We start from the raw sequence: 23,712 nt of genomic DNA, 5'->3' as shown, positions 1-23,712 counted from the left end.
CGCGGCTCCTCACCGCATCCTGGGCACGGCTTCGGCTTGCCGCGCAGTTTGTCGCCAGCCATTAGGTACCGGGCTTGATGGGGGTGAAGAGGAATGTGCTGGGGCCTGCGGGAGTGCCGCAGTGTTTGCACACCTGCGTAAACCCGAAGACCCTCATGAAGCCTTCGAGTGTTCCGCGGCAGATGTCACACACGACCGCGACGCGTTGGCCGCAGCACATCAGCGTGACGCACCATCTGGCCTCATTGGGGCAGTCTCGGCGGTTCTCGCACGCGAGCGATTCCTCGAAGTCCAGCGCTTCGATCACGGATACGTCTGGTTCGACCCGCTCGGCTGGCTGCACGGTCATTCGGGAATCACCTCGATCCGCTCGGGGGCGAAGCATGCGCTCCAGCCGAAATGGTCCAGCTCGACTTCAATGGGCAGCGGTCCGGCGTGGACCGCAACGACGGTCCCGGTCGCGCCCCGATAGTCGGGGTCATCCGATGATCTGCCGCCGATGACGACGATTCGCGAGCCGATACCGGCCCAGCCGTTCGCCGCCTTGATCTGGATGCGCTCGCCGCGCACGACGATGGTGCCTGCGTTCATGACGGGATCACCTCCAGTTCGTCGTTATGGAGCCACGTGAGATGGCGGCCGTCGTCCTCGAGGTCCACGAGGATGCGGAATAGGCCAACCTTGGATGGGGTGACCTCGCGCACGGTTCCTTCGCGGCCGGTCAGGTTCGGGACCGGGTACTGGGCGGCGATCTTGTCCTTGGCGACCCGGACGCGCGCGCCGACCTCGGGGGCGGTCACAGCGTCGCCTCGTGCTTCGCGAGGGCGAGGCTGAGCGCGTCGACCACTCGCGCGCGGGACTCGTGCCGGTAGCCGTACCCGCGCACCGTGACGGGGGCGTCGTGGTGGCCCTCGTAGGCGGTGACGAAGTATGCCGGGTCGAGGTCGTTCGGCTGGGCCGCGTTCCACTTCCCGTGCTCGTCACGCCAGAGCCGCCACCGGTCGTACCGCTTGGCGACGGGGACATGCGGTCGGGGATCGAGCGGCTCGGTCTCCGCATCGGAGCCCGTCTGCTCATGCGGATCCATGAAGCCGACATGGATCGGCTCGACATGCTCCGTGAGGTCGTCGAGGTGCTCGACGTGGATCGCGGTCACGACGCCACCTCGAGCTTCCCGCCGACGAGCTGGTAGAACGTGTTCGCCTTGACCTTCTTGCCATCCACCTTGAACGCCTGAACGTCGAGGATGTTCAAGTTGTCGTCTCGTTCGGTAAGGACGATCCAGCAGCCGAGGGCGCCGGCGGCTGCGCCATGGCCGAGGACGGCGGCGATGGAGCCTTCGTCTTTGACGGATGAGCGGACGTGCGCGGAGTAGCCCGTGGTGGCGGCGTTCGCGTAGCGGCCCGTGGTCGCAGCGTGCGCGGAGCGGCCCGTGGTCGCAGCGTGCGCGGAGTCGCCCGTGGTCGCAGCGTGCGCGTAGCGGCCCGTGGTCGCAGCGTGCGCGTAGCGGCCCGTGGTCGCAGCGTGCGCGTAGTCGCCCGTGGTCGCAGCGTGCGCGTAGTCGCCCGTGGTCGCAGCGTTCGCGTAGTCGCCCGTGGTCGCAGCGTGCGCGGAGTCGCCCGTGGTCGCAGCGTGCGCGGAGTCGCCCGTGGTCGCAGCGTGCGCGTAGTCGCCCGTGGTCGCAGCGTGCGCGTAGTCGCCCGTGGTCGCAGTAACCTTCTCCGAAGGCTTCTTCACCGAAGCCCAAACAGCCTCGACATGAGCCTTGACCAGACCAGGAATCCCGATCTTCGCCCCAACCGTGATCTTCCGGGCCGCAACCTTCGAATCCCCATCACGGCTAGGGGCAACATCCTCGAGCTCTACCTCGTGGTAGACGCTGTCCTTCGGCTTGTAGTAGTTGACGACGTCGAGCGGCAGGAGCACGGCATGGAAACCGCCGCTGCACAGTGCGACGTTGCCGTCGTGCTCGTACGTCTTGCCCTCCTCGTACTGGAAGCCGCGGCAAGTTAGGTCGGCGTTGAAGCCCTTGAAAGCCTTCATTGGGTTGTTCTCCTTCGTCTGGGAATACGAAAGTCCCCTCTCGGGGGGGGCCTTGGTGGATGTGGGTTCCGCACGGCGCGCAGGTCGGTCGATGGCAGAGGGGAAAGGAACCCGGCATGGACCCTCCCGACCGCCTTCCGTGCGCTTGGCTATGTGGCCCGCCGGGACACGGTTGACGCGCCGTGCGGAAGTTTTCAGGGGCGCTTGGCTGCGGACTTCAACGCCTCGCGTTGGCGCCTGAGCGCGATGCGATGCTCGTGGACGAGGCGACGGGATTTCATGACTCACCCCGCTCGATGTTCCGGATGGCCTGCGCGGGGGTGGGGTCTGGGATGCCGAACACGTTCCACAGGTCTTGGTCCCATGCCCGCGCCTGCTTCTTGCACATGCGGTAAGCGATCCGCTTCACCTTCGACGGGCGCAGCTCGATGCCGCGGAGCTCCAGCTCGGCGTTATTCTCGGCGGCCCACTCGGCGACCCGCTTCTCGTAGCCGGTGAGGGAAAGCTCCTGCCAGTCACCCGGTTCCTCACCCGTGGAGATGGTGATGGGGGGGATCTCGAGTTCGGCGCTCACCAGGCCACCTCGTATCCAGCCTTGGCGAGAGCCTCCTCGTGGCTCAGCGTGCCCTTCATCGAGCCGGGCAGTTCGCGGAGATCCGGACAATTCCCCTCGTCGTCGGCGCCGAAGATATAGGTCTCGGTCTTCATGACCTCGGGAATGGTCGACGCCCATCGCCTGCCGCGGGAGTCCGCCGCCGAGACGACGACGTACTCGTTTCCGTCGAGCGGCGGATCCATGCGGTACAGGGCGGCACGGCCGATCCAGTCGTGGAGGTTGCGGATGTGGGTTGCCGTGGGCATGGCTACGCCCTTTCTTTCTGCGTCCGTGGCGAACCTCGGAACGGCGATAAAGGAGGATGGTGGGGCCCCGGGCGCTGCTGGGGGTCAGCGCCCGGGGGGCTCGGTGGGCAGGCGGTCGAGCCATGTATCAAGCTCAGATGCCTCCACGATGGGGCGGCTCGAAGGGTAGCGGGCGATGAGGTCGCCTCGCGCGATGGCCCTGCGGATCACATCGGGAGAGACCCCGCAGAGTTCAGCAGCCTGCTGAACGTTGAAGGCCTTGCGGTCCTCGAGCTTCGAGCGGTCCATGTCAGACCCCGCGAACGAGGTCGTCAAGGCGGATGCCGATGACGTCGGCGACTCGGATGAGTTCGCGGACGTAGAAGCTGCCGCCGGCCATCTTCACTTCGAAGGTGTTCCTCGAGATGCCGACTGCGCCGTAGACAGCCTTCCGAGTGAGGCCTTGGGCCTCCATTGCGGCTTCGATCCTCTGCTTGATCGCTGCTTCGCGGTCCTCGTTCGGTGTGGGCATATACCAACTCTATGTGCGTTTTTCCTCACACGTCAAGAGGTACGCGGGTACTACCCACGAGTAGGTTCCGACTACCTGAGTATCAGTCCCGCTAACATCGAGTACGGAAACCCCCTTGCAGTAAGTAAAAACGGTAGCGTAATGTGAGGAATATGGAACACGAGACCAGCAGTGAGAGCAGCAGGGAGGAAGCCCTCTACCGAGCCATCCTCAAGGAGGTGAGGCTCCTCATGGCAGATCGGGAGGTCACCCAGGAGGACATCGCCAGCCGTCTCGGCATCCGGCGCGAGACGGTCAGCGGCTACCTCTCAGGCGCCACCAAAAAAGGGATGCCGACCACCGTCCTGATAGCGGTGGCCGACATCCTAGAGGAAGATCTGGGCGAGCTTACCCGCCGAGCCATCGAGCGAGCTCAGCGAGAAGGCTAGGCAGGTCGAGGCTGTGCGCGGCGGCGTAGTGGATCAGCTCCGGGACGGTCGTTGCCATGAGCGCCGAAGGCGCGAGCATCGCACACGCGGTCTCATTGGTCCCGATTGCTGCCGTTGTTGTCATGTTGGCGTGGCCTCCCCAGCTCTAGCCCGAATGGATCTCCCGAGACGCAGCCTTAGGTAGGTGCATACCTTCCGGCCGGTTCGATGCGGCAATCAAATCAAATCGGCATACGAAATGCTAGGGTTGTCCGGCTTCTTTGCCAGATCCTGTGTTGGACGTGTCAGATCTTGAGGTTTCGTCTGACAGGAGCGCGCTCATCTTCTTCATGGCCGCGGTCAGCTCGGGGAGGTTCCCCTTGGTCCGGTACGCCTCGGTCATCTCCCGCGTGGAATGCCCGATGATCTCTCGGCGCAGCTCGGCAGGGACGCCGGCCGCGGCCAGCAGGTCCACGGTCGTATGCCGCGTTCCGTGGAGCTTCACATCCTCGGGTAGCCCGGCCTTGGCGAGGATCTTCTTCCATCGCCTGGTTGCCTCATCCGGCTTGATCGCGCTGCCGTCGGGCTCTGTGAAGACGAGGCCGGGACCGCGACCCTCCATGTGCATCGCGAGGATCGACAGCAGCGGATCAACGAGCGGTATGATACGCGTCCCAGCCTTCGTCTTGGGCTTCTTGAGGTAGAGGTTGCCACCCACGTTGCGATAGACGTGGTTCGGTGGTGCGTCCTCGATGTTCGTGATCCGCTGAAGCTGCCATGAGAGATCGAGCACGTCACCCACACGATCCGCCTCGAGGCCGAGCAGCTCGCCTCTGCGGGTGCCCGTGAGCAGGTAGGCCGCCCAGAGCGCCCAGTCATGCCGCAGGGGACGCGTCATGACGTATCGGAAGAGGCTCAGGGTCTGCTCGAGCGTGAGGGCCTTCTGTGCGGCCGTGGAGCCCTTGGGGCGGTCCATGAGGTCGCAGGGGTTCTGGCGCATCTTCCCTTCGCGCACGGCATCCCGTAGTGCCACGGAGAGCGTGGCGTGGACCTGCACGACAAGCGTGCTCGAGCCGCCGCCATCGCGCACCGCCTTGTGGAGCTGGCGCACATGCGTGGGGGTTAGCTTGGAGAGGGGGAGCCTGCCAAGGGCCGGCGCGATCCATTTGTTGATGTGGCCTCGCTGGTTCTTGGTCGTTCCGGGCTCATTGCGCGGCGCCGAGATGTTCGGGAGCCAGTAATCGAGCCATACGGAGAGCTGCATGGTGCTCTTGGCGATGTCGCCCGTCCGCGCAAGCTCGTCCTGCAGGGCGCGGAGGGCTTCGATGGCGTTGCCCTTCGTCTTGCGGCAGACGACCTTCCGAGAACGCCCGACACCTCCGGGCAACTCGATGCTGACGCACCAGAGCCCGTCGCTGGAGCGCTGGTAGACCGCACCCTCGCCCTTGCCGCGCGTCGGGCTCATGTCCGCTTGGCCCGGTCATAGAGCCACGTCGAGGCGAAATTGGCGCGGTCGAAATCGCGGCCGGCATGCTCGTCGAGCCCGGCCACGCCTCCTGCCGCAGTGCAGATGCGCTGCGCCTCGTCGAATGCCTCGTTCGCGAGTTCGACTATCTCCTGCTGGGTGAGGGTCATGCGATTTACTATAGCCATAACTATAGCCATTGGCTACGTCGATACCGTCGCTGGCTTCGCGCTGACATGCTAGATTCCGCGGATTTCCGGGCTCGGCTTGCTTCCGAGATATCCCGTGCGTCATATTTGGACAATGGCCGAAATCAAGCAGTCTTCCAAGCTCCATAACGTCCTGTACGACATTCGGGGACCGATCCTGGAAGCTGCCCACCAGCTGGAGGCCGAGGGCCACAAGATCCTCAAGCTCAACATCGGCAATCCGGCCCCGTTCGGCTTCGAGGCGCCGGACGCGATCCTCGTCGACATGATCCGCCACCTGCCGCACGCGCAGGGGTACAGCGATTCGCGCGGCATCTTCTCCGCGCGCACGGCGGTCTCGCAGTACTACCAGACGCGCGGGATCCAGAACATCGGCGTCGATGACATCTACCTCGGCAACGGCGTGAGCGAGCTCATCACGATGTCGCTCATGGCCCTCCTCGAACAGGGCGACGAGATCCTCGTGCCGACGCCCGACTACCCGCTCTGGACCGCCTCGGTCTCCCTCGCGGGCGGCCGCGCGGTGCATTACACGTGCCTCGAGGAGGCCGACTGGGAACCCGACCTCGAGGATCTCGAGGCCAAGATCACGCCGCGGACCAAGGGCATCGTGGTCATCAACCCCAACAACCCGACCGGTGCCGTCTACTCCGACACGACCCTCCGCCGCATCGTCGCGCTCGCGGAGCGGCACGGGCTCATCATCTTCGCCGACGAGATCTACGAGAAGATCCTCTACGACGGCGTGACGCACACGAACATGGCCTCGTTCACGAACGAGGACGTCCTGTGCCTCACGTTCAGCGGGCTCTCGAAGGCGTATCGCGTGTGCGGCTACCGCGCCGGCTGGATGGCGATCTCAGGCCCGAAGAAGGCCGCCGCGGACTACCTCGAGGGCATCAACCTCCTCGCCAACATGCGGCTGTGCGCGAACGTCCCCGCGCAGCACGCGATCCAGACCGCTCTGGGAGGCTACCAGAGCATCAACGACCTGATCCTTCCCGGCGGCCGCCTCCTCGAGCAGCGCAACAAGGCGTACGAGATGCTCAACGCCATCCCGGGTGTCTCGACCACGCAGGCGAAGGGCGCGCTGTACCTGTTCCCGCGACTCGACCCCGAGGTGTACCGCATCCGGGACGACGAGAAGTTCGTCCTCGACCTTCTTCGAGACCAGAAGATCCTCCTCTCGCACGGCCGCGCCTTCAACTGGCTCGCACCCGACCACTTCCGGATGGTCACGCTTCCCGCCGTCGCCGACATCGAGGAGGCGCTCGGCCGCATGGCCGACTTCCTGAGCCGCTACGCCGGGAACTGACAGGCCCATGGCGAAGCGGAAGGCAGGCCACGGGTTCGCGGAGGCGCCCGAGGACTTCCTCGTGGTCCGGCCGGACTTCTCCCTCTCGAAGGTCGACCCCGCGACCACGCCCGGCTTCGTTGGCGGAAAGTCTGAGGGAGAGGCCGCCCTCGCCAGGCGTGACGCCCATCTTGCGGATCTCCAGGAGCGCTTGTTCGCCGAGGGCAAGGGCGGTGGCAAGCGCTCGCTCCTCCTCGTGCTCCAGGGAATGGACACGAGCGGCAAGGGCGGGATGGTGAGCCACGTTGTCAGCGCTGTCGACGTCCAGGGCGTGCAGCACGCGGCCTTCCGCGCGCCGACCGAGGAGGAGAAGCGGCACGACTTCCTCTGGCGCATCGAGAAGCAGCTGCCAGGCCCCGGCATGCTCGGGTGTTTCGACCGCTCGCATTACGAGGACGTGCTCGTGCCGCGCGTCCACGGCGAGATCGACGCCGACGAGCTCGAGCGCCGCTATTCGGCGATCCAGGACTTCGAGTTCCGGCTCAACAGCACCGGGACCCGAATCGTCAAGGTCATGCTGCACCTCAGCAAGGACGAGCAGAAGCGGCGCTTGGCCGCGCGCCTCGACGACCCGACGAAGTACTGGAAGTACAGCCCCGGCGACGTCGGCGAGCGGCACCACTGGGATGCCTACATGGAGGCCTACGAGGTGGCCATCCTCCGGACGAGCGCGGCCTATGCTCCGTGGTACGTCGTTCCCGCCGACAACAAGTGGTACGCCCGGATCGTCGTGCAGGAGCTCCTCGTCGCGGCCCTCGAGCGCTTGGATCCCCAGTGGCCTGCAGCATCGTTCGACATTGAGGAAGAGAAGCGGCGCCTCGCCGAGACCTGAGCTCTTACTCGGCTGAATCCGCGCCGTTGGCGGGCTCGCGGCGCGCCGCGTCGAGCCGCCGTCGTGCGCCTTCGAGCCATTCCTCGCAGCGCTGGGCGAGAGCCTCGCCGCGCTCCCACAGGGCGAGCGACTCCTCGAGGCTCACGCCACCCGCTTCGAGCTTGGCGACTACGGCGACGAGCTGCTCGCGCGCCTCCTCGTAGCTCAGCTCCGCGAATGCCTCTGCGCCCTCAGCCATGTGACTTTCCTTCCTGCTCGCCTGACGTCGATCGGGTTGCCGAGCGTGTTTCCGCCCGATGTTGCTCCAGGGGGCCCTCCGACCGGGCCGCGAGCGCCCCCCGTGCTAGGCGAACCCTGAGCTCGGTGCCCGCAGGCGCGTCCTCGGGCGAGCGCACGACGGCGGCGGCCGGGCCGTCGAGATGCTGGACGACGGCGTAGCCGCGGTCGAGCGTCTGCTGAGGCGAGAGGGCGCGGATTTGGGCGCGGAGGTGGCTCACTGCGTCTTCTCCGCGGACGATCGCGGCATTGACTGCGTGGTGGGCGCGGGCGAGGAGGCGCTCGAGATCCTCGTGCCGTGCCGTGAGCATCTGCCCGGGTTGCGCGAGGACGGGGCGGCTGCGAAGGAGCGCGAGCTGCTGCGTCTCCCTGCCGACGAGGAGCGCGATCTGGCGCTCAAGGCGCTCGCGGCAATGGTGGACGCGCGCGAGCTCGTCCGTGACATCGGGCACGATCCGCTTGGCCGCGTCAGTCGGGGTCGACGCGCGCAGATCGGCGACGTCGTCGAGGATCGGCCGGTCGGCTTCGTGCCCGATCGCGCTTACCACGGGAGTCGCCGCGTCCGCGACGGCCCGCACGAGGCGTTCGTCGCTGAAGGGAAGGAGGTCTTCGAGGGAGCCTCCACCGCGCGCGATCACGATCACGTCGACCTCGGGCCTCGCGTCCAGCTCGCGCAGGGCGCGTGTGACCTCCGAGACCGCGCTCGGGCCTTGGACGGCAACCTCTCGGATCTCGAAATGCACTGCGGGCCAGCGGAGGGCTGCGTTGCGGAGCACATCCTTCTTGGCGTCGGAATCACGGCCCGTAATGAGTCCGATGCTGTGGGGGAGCAGCGGGAGGCGCTTCTTGCGGGCTTCGGCGAAGAGGCCCTCGGCGCCGAGCGAGTGGCGGAGCCGCTCGATACGGGCCAGGAGGTCGCCAAGGCCGACCGGCCGGATGTTGCGGACCTGCATGTTGAGGCGACCCGTCTTGAGCCACATCTCGGGCTTCACGAGCGCGACGACCCGCGAGCCGCGTTCGAGCGGTTCCTTGAGCCGGTCCAACACCTGGCCCCATGCGGACGCCGAGAGCGAGATTTCGTCCTCGATGTCGCGAAGCGTCAGGAATGCGTTGCTGCCGCGACGGTTGAGCTCGATGACCTGGCCTTCGATCCAGACCTGCGGCGACCGGTCGATGTGCTCCTTGAGCTTGCGGGACAGCAGCGCGAGCGGCCACGGATTGTCCGGCGTGGTCTCGGCAGCCCGTTCGGGGACGCTCGCGCGGGCCCCGTCGGCGGCGTCCGCAGCGGTCTCGCCGACCTCCTCGGCGGCACCGTACCCGCCGAGACCGTTATCGACAGGCTCGGCCGATTCAGGCATGTCGTCCCCCTCTCGCGCGCTCGGACTCATACCCCACATGTATCACGGCCCGACGACACTCTTCTGGGCTTCGGGCCAATCCGGGCGGGACCACTACGATGGGTGCGTTGCCGCCGACCCCGGGAAGCCATGCGTACTGTCCTCTCCGCACTCTCCGTGCTGCTCGCCGTCGTGCTCACGGCCGTCGCCATGCCAGCCCTGTGGCTTGAGCGCAATGTGTCCGACGAGTCGGGCTTCGTGAAGCTTCTCGAGCCGATGGCCAAAGATGCGGACCTCCAGTCCACCCTTGTGGCCAATCTCGACACCGCGGTCCTCTCGAGCGCCGGGGTCCCCGAGGCCGTGCGGCCACTCGCGCGGCAGGCGATCCAGCATGTCGCGGATGGCCTCGTCTCGGATCCGGGGTTCCCGCAGGCGTGGACCGAGACGCTCAAGGCCAGCCACAGGCTCAATTTCACGCCAGGCGTCGCCTCGACCAACGCCTTCGAGCTCGAGCTTCGGCCGATGGCGGACCTCTTCGCCTCGAAGCTCGGCGCGGCGATCGGTGTCCAGCTTTCGGGGCCGCGCACACTCGGCGTGCAGGTGGGCACGCCCCAGCAGCGCTCGTGGCTCACGTCGGCGCAGGACCTCGCGGGGCTTTCGCAGCCGCTCGCCTTGGGCGCCGCGCTCGCGCTCCTCTTGGGCCTCCTTTTCGCGCGACGGCGGGGCGTGCCGCTCGCGTGGGCGGGGCTGTGCCTCATGGTGACGGCGGCCGTCTTCCAGATCGGGACCGGCATCGTGCCGCTCTTCGCCTCGGTGCAGGCGAGCTCGGGGTCGATGTCCTCGACGTTCGGCGCCCGCGCCGCAGAGCTCGCGGTGGACAGCTTTGAACCGTGGATCGGCGGGCTTGCGCTCGTCGGCGCCGCGCTGCTCGTGGTGGGCGCACTGCTGGGGCTGGTGCGCCGCCTTCGGCGGTCCCGCGGGGCCGCGCAGAGCCGACTCGCTAGCATGGAGGTATGACTTCCGCCTCCGTATCGCTTGCCATGCCCACGGTCCCGCGCCGCCGTCGGCCTCCTCACGAGGTCGCCGACGCCGCACCCGTGGTCGGCGACAAGCGGGTGCTGCTTGCCGCACCCCGCGGCTACTGCGCTGGCGTCGACAGGGCCGTCATCGCCGTCGAGAAGGCCCTCGAGCACTACGGGGCCCCGGTCTACGTCCGGAAGCAGATTGTCCACAACCGGCATGTGGTCGAGACCCTTGAGGAGCGCGGAGCGATCTTCGTCGATGAGACGGACGAGGTGCCCGAGGGGGCGCTCGTCGTCTTCTCGGCGCACGGGGTGAGCCCCGCCGTCGTGCGTTCGGCCGAGGAGCGCGGGCTGCGCACCATCGACGCGACGTGCCCTCTCGTCACCAAGGTGCACCGCGAGGCCGTCCGCTTTGCGAAGGACGACTACGAGATCCTCCTCATCGGCCACGTGGGGCACGAGGAGGTCGAGGGCACCTACGGCGAGGCCCCCGATCACACGCAGATCGTCAACTCGCCCGACGAGGCTGAGGCGATCGAGGTCAAGGACCCCGACAAGCTCATCTGGCTCTCCCAGACCACTCTCTCGGTGGACGAGACCATGGAGACCGTGCGGCGCCTCCGCGAGCGATTCCCGAACCTTCAGGATCCGCCGAGCGACGATATCTGCTACGCGACGTCCAACCGGCAGGCCGCGATCAAGAAGATCGCGCCGCAGGCCGATCTCGTGATCGTCGTCGGCTCCGCGAACTCGTCCAACTCTGTGCGGCTCGTCGAGGTGGCCCTCGAATACGGCGCCAAGAAGGCATACCGGGTGGACTTCGCCAACGAGGTCGACGAAGCGTGGTTCGAGGGTGTCGCAACGATCGGCGTGACGTCCGGCGCCTCGGTCCCCGAGGTGCTCGTCCAAGACGTCCTGCGGCTCGCGGCCGAGTACGGCTACGCGAACGTCGAGGAGGTCGTCACGGCCGAGGAGGACATCCTGTTCTCTCTTCCGAAGGAACTCCGCGCGACCCTCAAGGAGGCCGGCGACGGAAGCCGCGGCCTCGGGGGCCGCGGCCAACGCCCGACGAGCTGAGCCGGCCACGGCTCAGGCCGTCTCCCGGAAGGCCTCGGGTGCTTCCAGCCGCTGATCCGGGATGTCCCGCAGGCCGCTGTCCCTGAGCTGCTGATCGTCGAGGAGTTCGCTCGCGCTCAGGACGCGCGGCGTGCTCGCGAGCGGAGCCACGTCCGGAAGCATCTCCGGCGCGCCGGGATCGAGCGCGCTGATGCGCCGCGCTGTGGGGAAGACCCGCGACTCGAGCGCTCCCACGAACGCGTTGTAGCGCTCGACGGAGGACTTGAGGGATGCGCCGAGCTTCGCGACGTGCCCGCCCATCGTTCCGAGCCGGCTGTAGAGCTGCTGCGAGAGGTCGAAGAGCTCCCGTGCGTTGTCGGTCAGCAGCTCCTGACGCCACGCGAACGCGACTCCCTTCAAGAGGGCCATGAGCGTAGCGGGGGAGGCGAGGGCGACGTTGCGGGAGAAGGCGTAGTCGAGCAGGGCGGAGTCCTCCGTGAGGGCGGCGGCGAGGAACGATTCCGCGGGCAGGAAGCATACGACGAGTTCCGGGCTCGCGCCCATCGACTCCCAGTACCGCTTGCTCCCGAGGGCATCGACGTGGGCGCGTAGCGCCTTGGCATGGTCCGCGAGATGGCGGCGCCGCGTGTCAGCTGACTGCGTGCCCGGATCGTGCGCGAGTTCCTGGGCCTTGAGATATGCGCCGAGCGGGACCTTGGAGTCGACGACGATCTGCTTGCCGCCCGGGAGCTGCACGACGAGATCCGGTCGGACAGCGCCGGACTCGCCCACGGCGGAGACCTGTTCGCTGAAGTCGACGCGGTCGAGCATCCCGGCGGCCTCGACGACGCGGCGCAGCTGCACCTCGCCCCATGTCCCGCGCGAGGCGTTGTTGGCCAGGGCGGCTGTGAGCGCGTGTGCGGTCCGCAGCAGGGCGGCATCCGACTCCTGCGCGGTCTGGAGCTGCTGCGCGAGCTGGCCGTATTGCTCGACGCGGTCGCGTTCGAGCACGGCGACCTGCCGCTGCACGGCGTTGAGCTTCTCGGCGACCGGCGCGAGGGCCTGCAGGACGCTGTTCTCCTGCTCGTCGAGGCTGATCAACGCCCGGTTCTGGGTCGCCAGCAGATCGCGCTGGGCCGCCGCGGCGGCAAGCTCGGTCTCCGCCTGCGCTAGGCGTGCCTGCAGCGCGGGGTGCGCGGCGCCGTCGTTCGCTGCCTTCCGGCGCCCCGCTGCATAGCCGCCCACGGCCCCGACGAAAAGGGCGAGGAGGGTCACGAGCAGCGTCACGAGAATCTGTGTTCCGTCCATGCGATCACCCTGCCATGGGGGTCCGACATTTTCGGTGACAGGCCGCCGGTATGATGGATGACCGTGGCTCTCACTATCGGCATCGTCGGACTCCCCAACGTCGGAAAGTCGACGCTCTTCAACGCGCTCACGCGCAATCAGGTCCTCGCGGCGAACTATCCGTTCGCCACGATCGAGCCGAACGTCGGCGTCGTGAGCCTCCCCGACCCCCGCCTCGGGCAGCTCGCCGAGATCTTCGGCTCCGAGCGCATCCTGCCCGCGACCGTCTCCTTTGTCGACATCGCCGGCATCGTCAAGGGCGCCTCGGAGGGCGAAGGGCTGGGCAATCAGTTCCTCGCCAATATCCGCGAAGCCCAGGCGATCGCCCAGGTCGTGCGCGTCTTCGACGACCCCGACGTCGTCCACGTCGACGGCCGCGTCGATCCGCGGTCCGATATCGAGACGATCCACACCGAGCTCATCCTCGCCGACCTCCAGACGATCGAGAAGGCCCTTCCGCGCGTCGAGAAGGAAGTCAAGATCAAGAAGCGCGACGCCGCCGAGCTCGCCGCGCTGCAGGCCGCGCAGACGGTCCTCGAGCGGGGTGACACGATCATCTCCGCCGTCGTGAGCGACAAGCTCGACATGGCTGCGCTCAGGGAGCTCAACCTCCTCACGGCCAAGCCGTTCATCTACGTCTTCAACGCGGACGAGGGCGTGCTGGGCAGCCCGGAGAAGCAGGCCGAGCTGCGCGCCCTTGTCGCACCCGCGGACTGCATCTTCCTCGACGCGAAGCTCGAGGCCGATCTCGTGGAGCTCTCCGAGGAGGAGGCCCGCGAGATGCTCGAGATGAACGGCCAGGAGGAGTCCGGCCTCGACCAGCTCGCGCGCGTCGGCTTCCACACGCTCGGCCTCCAGACCTACCTCACGGCCGGGCCCAAGGAGGCCCGCGCGTGGACGATCCGCCGGGGCGACACCGCGCCGCAGGCCGCAGGCGTGATCCACACCGACTTCCAGCGGGGCTTCATCAAGGCCGAGGTGGTCCACTTCGCGGACCTCGTCGATGCCGGGTCGATGAACGAGGCGAAGGCCCGCGGCAAGGTCCGCATCGAGGGCAAGGACTACGTCATGGCCGACGGCGACGTGGTGGAGTTCCGCTTCAACGTCTGACGTCTGCTGGCCAAGGCAAGAAGTGAACGCCCCGCCAAGCTTCGACCTGCCGCGAGTTCTCTAGATAGGACTCAATAAGGTCCAAGATGCGTAGGCAAACAGGATCGGCTCGCCGCTCGGCGGCTGGCTCGGGGAACGGTGGGGGCTCGTCCCGGCCCTGTGGTTGGCATCGCGGGCCAGCTCCTGGGGTTCTTCCCGTCGCCGACGGCCCTTCTTCCGGCTGCGCACGCTGCCCAACGCCGTCGAAGAGGCCCGGGCGTCTACGCCCGGGCCTCAGAGCCGCTGGTCGCGGACGGCGTTGACCATGCCGTGCAGGGACGCCTCCAGGAACCGCACGACGTCGTCGGCGCTCGTCTCCCGCTCGATCGCCAGGCTGATCAGGGTCTCCTCGGCGAACGCGACCCAGGACCGCAGGGCGATGCGCAGCAGCGTGGTGTCCGCCAGGCCAAGCTCGATGAAGGAATCGGACAGGCGCTCGGCGTTCAGCTCCCGAGACTCGTCCACGATCCTCCGCACCGCGGGGTCGCCGCTGGCAGCGCCCCTGACCAACGAGTAGAAGGTTCCGCGGTGTTCCTGCACGAACACCGCGATCCTCAGCAGCGTGTCCCGGATCCGCTCGCGCGGCGCGAGGTCTTGGCGGGGAACGCTGGCGACGAGCAGGCTGTCCCGCGCTGTCGTGACGACTGCGCTGTGCATGCCCTGCCGGGTCTCAAAGTAGTGGAACACCAGCGGGCGCGAGACGCCTGCCCGGCGGGCGAGCTCGTCCATGGTCAGCTCGTCCAGCGCGTGGTCGGTCAGGAAGTTCACCCCGACCGCGATGAGCTGCGCCCTCCGGTCCTGGGGGCTGAGGCGGGCGCGCTGCGGTTCGGACACAGCAGAAAGTCTACTGATCGGCGGGACGCCGCACCGGCCCCTATTGACTAACAGTCAATAGGCTCGGTATCTTCGACCGAGTTCCCGCCGCTCGGGGCGGGCCCTGTTCCAGGAGGATCAATGAAGTTCCCCGTCTCGCAGCGTGTCCGCAGGATGCGCGCGTCCCACGCAGGCCGCATCATGCTCGTCGCCGTGCCCTCGGCCCTCGCCGCCTCACTCCTGATGGGCGGCGTCGCCGAGGGAGCGGTGCCCGTCTCCTTCGCCGTGTCCGGCAGCCAGTTCCAGATCGGCGCCTCCAAGCTCAACGGAACCGGGTTTTCCCAGTACGCCGGCGTCGCCAAGGACACCGAAGGCAAGGAGCATCCCGTGGCGATCGCCAACATCAAGAGCGCCACCCTCTCCGACCTGTGCCAGGCCGTGGTCACGGAGACTCCGCTGGGCAAGGTGGGTGTGCTCATCAAGGCCGGCGGCGGCGGCAGCCCCGCCTCGGCCTCCGACCTGCAGATCGGGATGACCGGGCTGAAGGGGGATGCGGCCTTCGGCAACATCCGCATCGGTGTGGACGCCTCGACGGTCAACACCGAGGCGAGGGGCTCTGCCGGCGACTTCGCGCAGGACTCCGGCAGCATCTCGATCACGAATCTGCAGCAGACAGCCTGGAGTACGCAGGCCTCGGTGTTCACCCTGACCGGGATGAGCATGCAGCTGACGGATGGGTCCAAGGGATGCTTCTGAGCAGCCGCGCGTCGACGACCACGGAGGACGGCATGCCCGTGCAATCCTGGGGCGCCACAGCGCCTGGACGGGCCGCCGGGTTCCGCATCTGGCGCCGCGGGCGGCCGTTCGTCGGCGGCCTGCTGGCCGGCCTCGGCGGGGTGGAGATGTTCTTCTCCGGGCAGCTCGATCTCGGCCACCTGCACATCCAGCTCGGGATCGAAGGGCTCCAAGCCACCGTCATCCCGATCGCGCTGGTGCTGCTGGGAGTCCTGTCGGTCACCATGCCGGCCCACCACGTGTTCTACGGAATCCTCACGCTCGTGGTGGCCATCTACTCCCTCGTCGGCGTGAACATGGGCGGCTTCATCATCGGCATGTTCCTCTCCGGGGCGGGCGGAGTTCTGGTCGTCGCGTGGATGGGCCCGCCCGGGGCCGAGCGAGGAAAGAGGGCGGAGTGAACCTGCGCCGCATCCGCGCCGTGGCCGCCGTCCTGACCGGCTCGGTCCTCGCGCTGACCTTCACCCTCGGAGCCGCTCGGGCCCCTGAGAGCGCCCCGACTGCGCTGTGCGTGCCGCTCCTGGTCTCCTGCCCCACCTCGACGCCGAGCCCCTCGGCGCCGGGGTCCTCGGCGCCGGGGCCGGTCCCCGGCGCCCAGCTGCCGGCCCTCGGGTCCAGCCCCACCGCTCCGGCGGTCCCGGGCGTGGGGTCGACGACGAGCCCGGCTCCCACCGCGACCCCTGAGCCGACGTCCAGCGCCCCGGTGGCGGCGCCACGGGACAGCGGGACGCCGGTCTTCACCAAGACGCCGGCCTCGATGGGCTCCCAGAGCCTGTCCTTCACGGGCCTCAGCTCGGTCAGCATCGTGACCGTGCCGACCGCCGACGGCAGCGGCCAACGCGCCCTGAAGATTACCGCCGACTCGATCACCATCACCGGGTTCACCCTCACCGTGCGGCACGCCAACGGCCCCGGCCTTGTCACGTCGGCGGACAAGATGGTGCTCAGCGGGCACGTCAGCGTCTACCTGGGGTCGGTCACCGGCACGACCTCCAACGGGCGCAGTCTGGCGTTCGGCACCGATACGCCTCCACCGCTCGACGACGTCGCGCCGGGCCTCCTCAGGGTTACCATGGGCCTCGTCGGTGCCACGGCAGACTTGATCAACTACACGAACACCGACCAGCGGATGGTTCAGAGGTGAGGGATCTCCGAGAGGGCGGACGTTTCGTCCAGTGGGTCAGGACGAACGGATCACTTGGGGCAGCTCGTCCCCAGAGAACACGAGCACGGCTTCTTCGTGCAGACCATGCGGCAGGTGCCCGCGTTGCGCCTCGTCCGTGATGGACGTTGGGCAACCCACAGGAAGGATCACCCATCGGCCGCCCGAGCCCCTCGAACCAGGAGGTCCCATGGCTGCTCGCCAGAGAAATGTGACTCCGGACACCGCGGCTCCGGGCCGCATTCATCGCCTCGTTTGGGGAGCCGGCATCCGCTCCGACGTCCAATTGGGGTGCACCGTTGGCGCGGGCGACTTCACCCTGATCCTGCGATGACTCCTGCCCCCTCACCTGCCAACTCCGCACGATAGGCCGACCGTCCTGCCATCGCCATGATCAGGGCGAGCGTACTTCCGCTGACAAGGGCGCCGTCCTGCACACCGCCGGAGAACGGTCCGTCGGTCGCGCACAGGCGCAGGCCTCGCGACCGCTGCTCGCTCGGCACGGTCATGTTGGAGCGGTGGTAGTACTCGGCGACGTGCGTCAGCGTCGCGATCGGGTAGTCGCGCTGGATCCGCAGCGGGCGGCGGATGTCCTCGCCGTGCACGATCACTTCGCCCAACATTGCGACGATCGGAATCGGCGGCTTGGTCGTGCTGGTGATCGAGCGGCGAAACCGTTCGAGCGTCTCGTCGTGGTCGTTGCCGAGCTGCTGGGCGAGCTGGTATGCGACCTGCGCGTCGAAATCGAACCGATACCGGATCACGCCCGCCATCCAGCGCACCGGCCCCAGATTCGCCCCGGCCGTCAGATGCGCGACGACCTCGCGGACCGTGAATTCGGTGCACAGCGATCCGGTGTTCCACTGCTCAGCCTTCAGTCCCGCCAGATCCTCCGCAAGCGCTGCTCTCTCGGCATGCACCATTCCCCACAGCTTCGATTCACTCACTTTGGCTCCCTCGCACCGGGTTTCGGCCGTCCATTCCGCCCTCCGTCATCTGCTGATCAGCCCGACTCGATTGCCGTCCAGGTCCTCCAGAACTGCGATCCGGCTCATCCGCGTGTCGACCGGACCCATCACCTGTTTCGCCCCGAGTGCCTTCGCGCGCTCGACCATGGCATCCACGTTCTCGACCGGGAAGTAGATGACAATCCCAACGTACGGGCTGGCGGCACCCGCCTGGCCGATCCCGCCGCCTGGCTGCACCGCCTCGCCGACCAGGGCGTACGTCTCGTCGAGTACATTGATCTGCCAGCCGAACAGGCCCTGGTAGAAGGCCCTTGCCCGCGCGCCGTCAGGGGTGGAGATATCGAACCAGGTTGGCGTGGTGGGGCTGCTCTCGTGTGTCATCGGTGGCCTCCAATACGGCTCGGGCGTCTACGTTCACCAGTTAGACTCCCGCGGTGAGGCAGAATCGTCGCCGTGGGCGAAACTTCTTCCGACCTGGCCCTGGCACGCGGCGGCGATCACGACGCGTTCACCCGTCTGATCACCCCGCTGCGCCGCGAACTGCACGCCCACTGCTACCGAATCCTCGGCTCGGCCCACGACGCCGACGACGCGCTGCAGGACGCACTCGTCCGCGCCTGGCGTGCCCTCGCCGGCTTCGAAGGGCGCAGCTCGCTGCGCACTTGGCTTTACACCCTGTGCACCCGCACCAGCCTCGACCTCGCCGCCGGCCGCAACCGTCGCGCCCTGCCGATGGGCGTCGGATCGGCCAGCGACCACGTCGCGCTCGAGGTTAATGCCCCGCTTCCGGAAGCAACCTGGCTCACTGCCTACCCGGACGCCCCCGCCGACACCACCAGCCCCGCACCCCTCGACCCCGCTGCCCGCTACGAACAGCGCGAAGCCGTCGAACTAGCCTTCATCGCCGCCCTCCAATACCTGCCCGGCACCCAGCGCGCCGCACTAATCCTGTTCGACGTCCTCGGCTACCCGGCCACCGACATCGCCGCGATCATGAACACCACCCCGTCCGCGGTCAACTCCGCCCTCGCCCGTGCCCGCAAACTCCTCGCCCGCCGCCTGCCCGACCGCACCCAGCAACAGACCCTCCGCCACCTCGGCGACCAAAAGGCCAGACACCTCGTCACCAAGTTCGCCACCGCACTTGAACAAGGCGACACAGACACCCTGATCAGCATCCTGACCGCCGACGTCACCTGGTCCATGCCCCCGCTGCCCGTCTGGTACCAGGGCCGCGACCGGGTCCTCGATTTCGCCGTCGAGGTCCCCATCACCCGCTGCCCCAGCTGGCAACACCGCCTCATCACCGCCAACGCCCAACCCGCCGTCGCCTTCTACCTCGGCGAATCCCAAACGGCAACCCACCTACCCTGGTCGATCACCGTCTTCACCCTCCGCGGTGGACGCATCAGCGGCATCGTCTCCTTCCTCGCCCCAGAAGACTTCCCCCGCTTCGGCCTCCCCGCCAACCTGCCGCCGATCACCGATCCACGCCAAAGCTGAGCTCCGGTGAATCCCCTCGGATCCCCGGAATCCCGCAGGATCTCCTTCGGGTCGGGTCCGGCGCCCGGCCGTCTACTCTGCAACGCCGCCGGTGGCGGATCGTGACGTGCACCGGCGCCGAAGAACGGCATTGGGATCCGTCACCTGCGCTCTCCTGGCGGCGGGCGAGATGCTTCCGGCGCGGTCAACTCCAGGTCCGCGCTGCGCGCCGGAGGCTTCTCCGGGCCGGTGCGCTACGGCCGAAGGAGGACTTTGCCGACATGGCCGGGGTCGAAGTTCGCGTGGGCGGCATCCCGGACGTCGTCGAAGGCGAAGATTTCATAGACGGGCAGGGTCGCCTCTCCCGAAGCGACCCTGCGGAACACTTCTCCCACTAGCTCTGCCCTGCGCTCGGCCGGCATGGCTGCCGAGATCCTGCTGCCCCAGAAGCCCTTAACGGTTGCCTGCTTGAAGATGACGTCGCGCGAGGCCAGATCCATCCTCGGGGACCCCATCGCGCCGAAGGCCACGAGGGTGCCGCCCTCGGCCAGCAGCGAGAGCACCTCGCCCGAGGCCGCGCCGCCGATCGAGTCGATGCCAACGCTGATCGGCGCGCCGCCGGCGAGGGCGGCGACCTCTTCCCGCCACCCTTCGTTGTCGGTCGCGACGACGCGTCCGATGCCCTGGGCGGCAAGCTCGGCGATGCCTTCGGTGCGGCGGACGAGGCCGATGACCCCGATCCCGCGCGCTGCGGCGAACTGCGCGACGAGGCGGCCGACGGCGCCGTTTGCGGTGTTCTGCACCATCAGGTCGCCTTCGCCGAGGCCGAGGGAGTCGACGAGGGAGAGTGCGCTGAAGGGCATCGAGATCAGCTGCGCGGCGGCTTCGTCGGGGATGTCGTCCGGCACCGGGACCAGCGCCGCGGCTGGCGCCGTGAAGGCCTCAGCCCACACGCCGAAAGTGCCTCCGGTGACGACCCGCCGCCCGACGGCGAGCCCCGTGACGCCCTGCCCGAGCGCCTCGACGATCCCGAGCGCCTCAGTGCCCGCGCGGGCGGGCAGCTCGGGCTTGAAGCCATAGGTGCCGCGCACCGTCCAGAGGTCGTGGTTGTGCACTGCGGCGAGCACGGTGCGCACGAGCACCTCGCCTGGACCGGGTGCGGGGGTCGGCACATCCTCGACGAGGAGGACCTCGGTCGGCTCGCCGAAGGTGCGGTGGACGATGGCACGCATGGGATTCTCGATTCTCTTTGGGTTCTGCGCCTGCGCGGACAGGACTGCGGTCGGAGTAGCCGGGGTTGCCGGGTTGGTTGCGGATGTAGGCGGCGCGTCAGGCGGCGAGCGGGACGACGACGGTGGAGCCCGCCCCGCCGCCGATCAGTTTGCGAGCTTCAGGTCACGCGATCGCGAGGCTGACCTCGACATTGCCGCGCGTCGCGTTCGAGTACGGGCAGATGCTGTGGGCCTTCGCGAGGAGCTTGAGCGCTGAATCGAAGCACGCCGCGTACCCGCCGGAGCTGCTCAGGGTGGTCGCCCCGCCTGGCCCGCCGAGGTCGTGGGGAACCCGAACCTGCGCGTCCAGGTGCCCGTCCGTCGACTGGATCCTGCCGTTGCGTCCGTCGCCCATCGCCGCGACGGCTGCCGTGTAGAGAGCTGTCATGCCCGCAATCATATTGCGCACAATTTAATTTGTGCAAGTTCTTGAGGTGTGGGAGGCGCCGGGCTGGGCGTTCGGGTGCGGTGGCCCGAACGGGGTGCGGGCCGTGGTGCGGGAGAGCCGCAGATGGTGGCCGCGGTGGGCGTCGGCGAGTTCCGGCTCCAGCTCGATGTCCGCGAGCAGTCGATCGAATGCGGGTCGTTCGCCCACTACCCGTTGTGTCGTTTCCGCTTCAACGTCTGACCCGGCGACGCGGGACCTTGGACCCGTGCTTCGTCCGCGGTCCGCGGCCTACACTGGCGGCATGTCGACGCAGCCAATGCGGTATCCGCCCGTGCACGAACTCTCGAGCGAGGAGTGCTGGGCGCGGCTCCGGACGATGGTCGTGGGCCGGCTCGCGCTCGCGGGCAAAGAGCACCCCGAGCTGTTCCCCGTGAACTACGTCGTGGATCGCGGAACGGTCGTGTTCCGCTCGGATCCCGGAACGAAGATCGCCGCGTCGATGGACCAGGCGCGCGTCGCGTTCGAGGTGGATTCCTTCGAGCCGGCCACGAACGAAGCGTGGTCTGTCGTGGTCAAGGGCAGCCTCGAGCCCGTCCTCCAGACCGCCGACGTCATCGACGCGATCAGCCTCCCGCTCTTCCCGTGGCAGTGGGGTTCGAAGGGCTTCTTCGTGCGGATCGTCCCGGCCTCCCTCTCCGGACGGCGGTTCGTCGTCGCCGACCCGGGCCACTGGGCCTCCCAGCTCATGGGCATCCGCCGCTCGTCGGACGAGTAGGCCGGAGGCGTAGGCCTCAGATCGCGTTCCATCCGTTGTCCGAGGCGAGAACGATGCCATTGATGTTCGAGGCGTCTCTGCTCAGCAGGTAGGAGATCGCCGATGCAAGCTCCTCGGCCTCGGCGATCGGAGGAACGTTGGCCTGCATGAACGGCCCGAGCACCTCCGCCGCCAGCTGAGACCGGAACTCGGCGTGGATGTTGGTCCTGGTCCCGCCGGGGGCCACGGCGTTGACGCGGATGCCCTTTCGGCCATACATGACGGCCGAACTCCTTGTCAGGCCGATGACCGCGTGCTTCGACACCGTATACGCGGCTCCCGCCGCGGAGCCGCGGAGGCCGGCCTCCGAGGAGACGTTCACGATCGAGCCGGAGGAAGCCTCCAGCATGAGCGGCACGACTGCGCGCATGAGGCGCATCATCGATGTCAGGTTCACACTCAGAACCCGCTCCCACGTCGCGTCGTCGAGCTCGTGCACGGGCTGGAAGCTGTCCATGATCCCCGCGACGTTGGCGAGGCCGTCCACGCGCCCGCCGGCGGCGGCGACGACGAGCCGAACGGCATCCTCATCGCTGATATCGCCTGGGACCGGCACGAACTCCAGTTCGGGGAACTCGGCCACGAGCTTGTCGAGGCCCTCCTGATCAAGGTCGCTCGCCACGACCTTTCCGCCCTCTTTCGCGACCCTGAGCGCCGTCGTGCGCCCGATGCCGGACGCAGCCCCCGTGACAATGACGGTCTGGCCGTCGAAGCGGCCCGGCGTGATGATCTCTTGCCATGCGGACATGAGGTTGCGCCTCCTGAGCGTTCTGTGGGATGGAATCCCCTCAAGCATTGACCACGACGCTGGCCGGACCTAGGGCAGAAGGTCCCGACGCAGGGGCAGCTGAGCAGTCAGCTTCTACCGCTTTCGACGTCGCTGCGCCACAGGAGCCACGCGATGGGCAAGCCCACGAGGATGCCGACGACTGCCGCCCCGAACGCCTGCCCCCACGCGAGGACCACGGCCTCGGCAGTCAGCAGGACCACGACCCTGATGCGAAAGCGCAGCTTGGGCGGGATAGGCATCAGCTTCTGGACGGGCACGCTCATCGTGGCGCCTCCCTTCGGGTATCGAAGGCCGCCCCGCGGCTCAGAACGGCCTAGGAACATCGTCGCCACATCTGCGCCAACTCCACAGGGTCGAAAGTCACCGTGGATCTGAGCAACCTGACTTTGGCCCCGGTCGGAGCGTGTCCTAAGGCCCTATTGGCGGCACTCGTGCCAAACCTACCCTCGAAGGCATGAGCGAAGTCCCGCCTGCCGCAGCCTCATCACCCGCCGAGGTGCAGCCCGCCGAGGAGCCGACTGGCATCGTCGTCGGAGTGGACGGCTCGCCGCTCTCGATCGAGGCACTCAGATGGGCGAGGCGCCTCGCACCCAGCGTCGGCGGTCCCATCACCGCACTGAGCGCGTGGCAGTACCCCGCGACGTGGGCAATGGGAGCGTATCCCACTCTTGATTGGAGCCCTGAGGCTGACGCGAAAGAGGCCCTCGAACGCGCCCTTCAGGAGGCATTCGGCGCCGATCGCCCAGCGGGCCTTACAGCCGAAGCGGTCGCGGGAAGCGCCGCCCACGTGCTCGTCGAGAAGAGCCGCAAGGCCACGCTGCTCATCGTGGGCTCGCGCGGCCTGGGGGGATTCATGGGGCTGCTTCTGGGTTCCGTGAGCGCTGCGTGCGCCGAGCACGCCGTGTGTCCCGTCCTCGTGCTGCACGGAACTGAGCACGAGGCCCGGCCAGTCGTCAGCGTCCCCGGGGCGGCCGGGGATCAGAGGGAAGGAAATGATCGGAAATGAAGAGATGGATGCGGTGGGAAGACTACGTCGCCGGCGCCTGTGGCGTCTTCGCGGCGTTGTCGGTCATCTGGACCGCACAGACAACAGCCTCGACGAGCCTCATGCTCGTCTTCGGGGCGCTGCTCGTGGTGACAGCCGTGCTCAACCTCGCGCTGCCAGGGATTCCATGGCTCGAATATGCACAGGCCGCCGTTGGCGTCCTCCTGTTCGCGTCCCCATGGCTGGGCGCCTACTCCGACCACATGGGCGCGTCGTGGACGTCATGGGTCACCGGGATCATCGCGGCCGGCGTGACGGCAGCGGCCATCCGGCCGGCCATCGACGCGCACCACAAGATGATGCCGTCGCACTGAA

Annotated in this window: 33 protein-coding genes; 13 read left to right on the top strand and 20 right to left on the bottom strand. The window is 67.8% G+C overall.

All coding sequences use genetic code 11. The features are described from left to right. Positions 1 to 345: 345 nt before the first annotated feature. The 8 genes from SPF06_RS00855 to SPF06_RS00820 all read right to left on the bottom strand — a co-directional run bounded on the left by SPF06_RS00855 (position 346) and on the right by SPF06_RS00820 (position 3,415). A complete protein-coding gene (locus SPF06_RS00855) occupies positions 346 to 591 on the bottom strand; it encodes a hypothetical protein (protein ID WP_323277028.1) in 246 nt (81 codons plus the stop codon). After that, the gene (locus SPF06_RS00850) at positions 588 to 800 is read right to left on the bottom strand and encodes a hypothetical protein (protein ID WP_323277027.1); all 213 of its coding nucleotides are present in this window, start codon (positions 798 to 800) and stop codon (positions 588 to 590) included. Before SPF06_RS00850 ends, SPF06_RS00855 begins: the two co-directional genes overlap by 4 nt. Beyond that, positions 797 to 1,156, bottom strand: coding sequence for a hypothetical protein (locus SPF06_RS00845; RefSeq protein ID WP_323277026.1), 360 nt, complete (start codon positions 1,154 to 1,156; stop codon positions 797 to 799). The genes SPF06_RS00850 and SPF06_RS00845 overlap by 4 nt, the downstream gene beginning before the upstream one ends. Continuing rightward, positions 1,153 to 2,043, bottom strand: coding sequence for a DUF7666 domain-containing protein (locus SPF06_RS00840; RefSeq protein WP_323277025.1), 891 nt, complete (start codon positions 2,041 to 2,043; stop codon positions 1,153 to 1,155). Before SPF06_RS00840 ends, SPF06_RS00845 begins: the two co-directional genes overlap by 4 nt. A 277-nt stretch (positions 2,044 to 2,320) precedes the next feature. Next, positions 2,321 to 2,617 carry a hypothetical protein gene (locus tag SPF06_RS00835; RefSeq protein ID WP_323277024.1) on the bottom strand — a complete coding sequence of 99 codons (297 nt, stop codon included), beginning with the start codon at positions 2,615 to 2,617 and terminating at the stop codon, positions 2,321 to 2,323. Beyond that, positions 2,614 to 2,904, bottom strand: a complete 291-nt coding sequence (locus SPF06_RS00830; RefSeq protein WP_323277023.1) for a DUF7572 family protein — start codon at positions 2,902 to 2,904, stop codon at positions 2,614 to 2,616. The genes SPF06_RS00835 and SPF06_RS00830 overlap by 4 nt, the downstream gene beginning before the upstream one ends. 84 nt (positions 2,905 to 2,988) lie before the next feature. Next, positions 2,989 to 3,219 (bottom strand): helix-turn-helix domain-containing protein, encoded by a 231-nt coding sequence (locus SPF06_RS00825; RefSeq protein WP_323277021.1) that lies wholly within the window; start codon positions 3,217 to 3,219, stop codon positions 2,989 to 2,991. Further along, positions 3,194 to 3,415: a helix-turn-helix domain-containing protein gene (locus SPF06_RS00820; protein WP_323277020.1), complete on the bottom strand. Its 222-nt coding sequence runs from the start codon at positions 3,413 to 3,415 to the stop codon at positions 3,194 to 3,196. Before SPF06_RS00820 ends, SPF06_RS00825 begins: the two co-directional genes overlap by 26 nt. A 152-nt stretch (positions 3,416 to 3,567) precedes the next feature. Here SPF06_RS00820 and SPF06_RS00815 point away from each other — a divergent pair, with 152 nt between their 5' ends. Next, positions 3,568 to 3,843: a helix-turn-helix domain-containing protein gene (locus tag SPF06_RS00815; protein WP_323277018.1), complete on the top strand. Its 276-nt coding sequence runs from the start codon at positions 3,568 to 3,570 to the stop codon at positions 3,841 to 3,843. A gap of 241 nt (positions 3,844 to 4,084) precedes the next feature. Here the strand turns inward: SPF06_RS00815 and SPF06_RS00810 are convergent, their stop codons facing one another. Both SPF06_RS00810 and SPF06_RS00805 read right to left on the bottom strand, forming a co-directional pair. Further along, complete coding sequence (locus SPF06_RS00810) at positions 4,085 to 5,287, bottom strand: site-specific integrase (protein WP_323277017.1); 1,203 nt, start codon at positions 5,285 to 5,287, stop codon at positions 4,085 to 4,087. Beyond that, on the bottom strand, positions 5,284 to 5,457 hold the full coding sequence (locus tag SPF06_RS00805; RefSeq protein WP_323277016.1) for a hypothetical protein: 174 nt from the start codon (positions 5,455 to 5,457) through the stop codon (positions 5,284 to 5,286). Before SPF06_RS00805 ends, SPF06_RS00810 begins: the two co-directional genes overlap by 4 nt. 133 nt (positions 5,458 to 5,590) lie before the next feature. On the opposite strand from SPF06_RS00805, the gene SPF06_RS00800 reads away from it, so the two are divergent. After that, positions 5,591 to 6,811: a pyridoxal phosphate-dependent aminotransferase gene (locus tag SPF06_RS00800; RefSeq protein WP_323277015.1), complete on the top strand. Its 1,221-nt coding sequence runs from the start codon at positions 5,591 to 5,593 to the stop codon at positions 6,809 to 6,811. A 7-nt stretch (positions 6,812 to 6,818) separates the two neighbouring features. Then, positions 6,819 to 7,682 (top strand): polyphosphate kinase 2 family protein, encoded by an 864-nt coding sequence (locus SPF06_RS00795; protein ID WP_323277014.1) that lies wholly within the window; start codon positions 6,819 to 6,821, stop codon positions 7,680 to 7,682. A 4-nt stretch (positions 7,683 to 7,686) separates the two neighbouring features. Here SPF06_RS00795 and SPF06_RS00790 read toward each other — a convergent pair whose 3' ends face one another. Together SPF06_RS00790 and xseA are read right to left on the bottom strand one after the other, a co-directional pair. Continuing rightward, a complete protein-coding gene (locus SPF06_RS00790) occupies positions 7,687 to 7,920 on the bottom strand; it encodes an exodeoxyribonuclease VII small subunit (RefSeq protein WP_323277013.1) in 234 nt (77 codons plus the stop codon). Further along, entirely contained in the window at positions 7,913 to 9,316 is a 1,404-nt protein-coding gene (gene xseA, locus SPF06_RS00785; RefSeq protein ID WP_323277012.1) for an exodeoxyribonuclease VII large subunit, read from the bottom strand. Before xseA ends, SPF06_RS00790 begins: the two co-directional genes overlap by 8 nt. 129 nt (positions 9,317 to 9,445) lie before the next feature. On the opposite strand from xseA, the gene SPF06_RS00780 reads away from it, so the two are divergent. Both SPF06_RS00780 and SPF06_RS00775 read left to right on the top strand, forming a co-directional pair. Beyond that, positions 9,446 to 10,312 carry a hypothetical protein gene (locus tag SPF06_RS00780; protein WP_323277011.1) on the top strand — a complete coding sequence of 289 codons (867 nt, stop codon included), beginning with the start codon at positions 9,446 to 9,448 and terminating at the stop codon, positions 10,310 to 10,312. Continuing rightward, positions 10,309 to 11,394 (top strand): 4-hydroxy-3-methylbut-2-enyl diphosphate reductase, encoded by a 1,086-nt coding sequence (locus SPF06_RS00775; RefSeq protein WP_323277010.1) that lies wholly within the window; start codon positions 10,309 to 10,311, stop codon positions 11,392 to 11,394. Before SPF06_RS00780 ends, SPF06_RS00775 begins: the two co-directional genes overlap by 4 nt. Positions 11,395 to 11,406: 12 nt before the next feature. On the opposite strand, the gene SPF06_RS00770 is transcribed toward SPF06_RS00775, so the two are convergent. Next, entirely contained in the window at positions 11,407 to 12,681 is a 1,275-nt protein-coding gene (locus SPF06_RS00770) for a DNA recombination protein RmuC (protein WP_323277009.1), read from the bottom strand. Positions 12,682 to 12,744: 63 nt separating this feature from the next. Between SPF06_RS00770 and ychF the strand changes: the two genes are divergently transcribed. Further along, entirely contained in the window at positions 12,745 to 13,830 is a 1,086-nt protein-coding gene (ychF, locus tag SPF06_RS00765) for a redox-regulated ATPase YchF (RefSeq protein ID WP_323277008.1), read from the top strand. Between the two features lie 273 nt (positions 13,831 to 14,103). Here the strand turns inward: ychF and SPF06_RS00760 are convergent, their stop codons facing one another. Next, entirely contained in the window at positions 14,104 to 14,703 is a 600-nt protein-coding gene (locus tag SPF06_RS00760; protein WP_323277007.1) for a TetR/AcrR family transcriptional regulator, read from the bottom strand. Between the two features lie 120 nt (positions 14,704 to 14,823). On the opposite strand from SPF06_RS00760, the gene SPF06_RS00755 reads away from it, so the two are divergent. Genes SPF06_RS00755 through SPF06_RS00745 form a run of 3 tightly spaced genes read left to right on the top strand, consistent with a single transcriptional unit; the run spans position 14,824 to position 16,621 of the window. Next, positions 14,824 to 15,438: a DUF6230 family protein gene (locus SPF06_RS00755; RefSeq protein ID WP_323277006.1), complete on the top strand. Its 615-nt coding sequence runs from the start codon at positions 14,824 to 14,826 to the stop codon at positions 15,436 to 15,438. Between the two features lie 32 nt (positions 15,439 to 15,470). After that, positions 15,471 to 15,878 (top strand): DUF6114 domain-containing protein, encoded by a 408-nt coding sequence (locus tag SPF06_RS00750; protein ID WP_323277005.1) that lies wholly within the window; start codon positions 15,471 to 15,473, stop codon positions 15,876 to 15,878. After that, entirely contained in the window at positions 15,875 to 16,621 is a 747-nt protein-coding gene (locus SPF06_RS00745) for a hypothetical protein (protein WP_323277004.1), read from the top strand. Before SPF06_RS00750 ends, SPF06_RS00745 begins: the two co-directional genes overlap by 4 nt. Positions 16,622 to 16,953: 332 nt before the next feature. Here SPF06_RS00745 and SPF06_RS00740 read toward each other — a convergent pair whose 3' ends face one another. Further along, on the bottom strand, positions 16,954 to 17,586 hold the full coding sequence (locus SPF06_RS00740; protein ID WP_323277003.1) for a maleylpyruvate isomerase family mycothiol-dependent enzyme: 633 nt from the start codon (positions 17,584 to 17,586) through the stop codon (positions 16,954 to 16,956). 45 nt (positions 17,587 to 17,631) lie between these two features. After that, the gene (locus SPF06_RS00735) at positions 17,632 to 17,988 is read right to left on the bottom strand and encodes a VOC family protein (protein ID WP_323277002.1); all 357 of its coding nucleotides are present in this window, start codon (positions 17,986 to 17,988) and stop codon (positions 17,632 to 17,634) included. 72 nt (positions 17,989 to 18,060) lie between these two features. On the opposite strand from SPF06_RS00735, the gene SPF06_RS00730 reads away from it, so the two are divergent. Then, on the top strand, positions 18,061 to 19,110 hold the full coding sequence (locus SPF06_RS00730) for a sigma-70 family RNA polymerase sigma factor (protein ID WP_323277001.1): 1,050 nt from the start codon (positions 18,061 to 18,063) through the stop codon (positions 19,108 to 19,110). Positions 19,111 to 19,343: 233 nt separating this feature from the next. Here the strand turns inward: SPF06_RS00730 and SPF06_RS00725 are convergent, their stop codons facing one another. Beyond that, complete coding sequence (locus SPF06_RS00725; RefSeq protein ID WP_323277000.1) at positions 19,344 to 20,321, bottom strand: zinc-binding dehydrogenase; 978 nt, start codon at positions 20,319 to 20,321, stop codon at positions 19,344 to 19,346. A gap of 163 nt (positions 20,322 to 20,484) precedes the next feature. Next, positions 20,485 to 20,748 (bottom strand): OsmC family protein, encoded by a 264-nt coding sequence (locus tag SPF06_RS00720; RefSeq protein ID WP_323276999.1) that lies wholly within the window; start codon positions 20,746 to 20,748, stop codon positions 20,485 to 20,487. Between the two features lie 301 nt (positions 20,749 to 21,049). Between SPF06_RS00720 and SPF06_RS00715 the strand changes: the two genes are divergently transcribed. Then, positions 21,050 to 21,523, top strand: a complete 474-nt coding sequence (locus tag SPF06_RS00715) for a pyridoxamine 5'-phosphate oxidase family protein (protein WP_323276998.1) — start codon at positions 21,050 to 21,052, stop codon at positions 21,521 to 21,523. 16 nt (positions 21,524 to 21,539) lie between these two features. On the opposite strand, the gene SPF06_RS00710 is transcribed toward SPF06_RS00715, so the two are convergent. Together SPF06_RS00710 and SPF06_RS00705 are read right to left on the bottom strand one after the other, a co-directional pair. Further along, positions 21,540 to 22,310: an SDR family NAD(P)-dependent oxidoreductase gene (locus SPF06_RS00710; RefSeq protein WP_323276997.1), complete on the bottom strand. Its 771-nt coding sequence runs from the start codon at positions 22,308 to 22,310 to the stop codon at positions 21,540 to 21,542. A 107-nt stretch (positions 22,311 to 22,417) separates the two neighbouring features. Then, positions 22,418 to 22,615: a hypothetical protein gene (locus SPF06_RS00705; RefSeq protein ID WP_323276996.1), complete on the bottom strand. Its 198-nt coding sequence runs from the start codon at positions 22,613 to 22,615 to the stop codon at positions 22,418 to 22,420. A gap of 191 nt (positions 22,616 to 22,806) precedes the next feature. Here SPF06_RS00705 and SPF06_RS00700 point away from each other — a divergent pair, with 191 nt between their 5' ends. Together SPF06_RS00700 and SPF06_RS00695 are read left to right on the top strand one after the other, a co-directional pair. After that, entirely contained in the window at positions 22,807 to 23,358 is a 552-nt protein-coding gene (locus SPF06_RS00700) for a universal stress protein (protein WP_323276995.1), read from the top strand. After that, positions 23,355 to 23,711: an SPW repeat domain-containing protein gene (locus SPF06_RS00695; protein WP_323276994.1), complete on the top strand. Its 357-nt coding sequence runs from the start codon at positions 23,355 to 23,357 to the stop codon at positions 23,709 to 23,711. Before SPF06_RS00700 ends, SPF06_RS00695 begins: the two co-directional genes overlap by 4 nt. Position 23,712: the final 1 nt, after the last annotated feature.

Source organism: Sinomonas terricola (assembly GCF_034931225.1).
GTDB classification, from domain to species: domain Bacteria; phylum Actinomycetota; class Actinomycetes; order Actinomycetales; family Micrococcaceae; genus Sinomonas; species Sinomonas terricola.
The sequence above is the reverse complement of the archived record's forward strand: the minus strand, read 5'-3'. Positions and strand labels throughout refer to the sequence as shown.